This is a genomic window from Paraburkholderia phytofirmans, from assembly GCF_046028095.1.
Classification (GTDB): domain Bacteria; phylum Pseudomonadota; class Gammaproteobacteria; order Burkholderiales; family Burkholderiaceae; genus Paraburkholderia; species Paraburkholderia phytofirmans_A.
This window is the reverse complement of sequence record NZ_JAQQDJ010000050.1, coordinates 1-523: the sequence shown is the minus strand read 5'-3', so window position 1 is coordinate 523 and position 523 is coordinate 1. Positions and strand designations below refer to the sequence as shown.

General features: G+C 63.9%; 1 protein-coding gene. It reads right to left on the bottom strand.

Annotated features, from left to right (window positions below; all coding sequences use genetic code 11):
* Nucleotides 1-513 (bottom strand): MFS transporter (locus tag PQR54_RS38875; RefSeq protein WP_408255456.1); only part of this gene is annotated, 513 nt, incomplete at its 3' end.
* Between the last annotated feature and the right edge of the window lie 10 nt (nt 514-523).

Sequence of the window (523 nt, the reverse complement as noted above, 5' to 3'; positions counted from 1 at the left end):
AGCACCGAATACCACGCGCCAGCCAAAATGGCCCGCCACCACGCTGGAGATCGGGCGCGACAGCAGTATGCCGAGCAGCAGTCCGCTCATGATGGTGCCGACCACCTTGCCACGCGACTCGTCCGGGGCGAGGTGGGCGGCGAGCGGGATCAGAATCTGCACGGCGACCGAACTGAAGCCGACCAGCAGCGAAATCGCGAGGAACCAGCCCGGTTGCTGAGCGAACGCCGCAGCGGCGAGACTCACGATCGACACCAGCGCCGTGGTGATCATCAGCTTGCGGTTTTCCAGCAGGTCGCCAAGTGGGACAAGAAAGAACAGGCCGAACGCATAGCCGATCTGCGTGAGCGACACGATCAGGCTGGCTGTGCCGCCGGACATGTGAATGTCCGGTGCGATCAGTTCGGTGATCGGTTGCGCGTAGTAGAGGTTCGCGACGATAGCGCCGCAGCAGAACGCGAACAGCGCGATCAGACTGCGTGTCAGTTTGACGGGATGGGGGCGGCCCGTCACGGTGGATGCC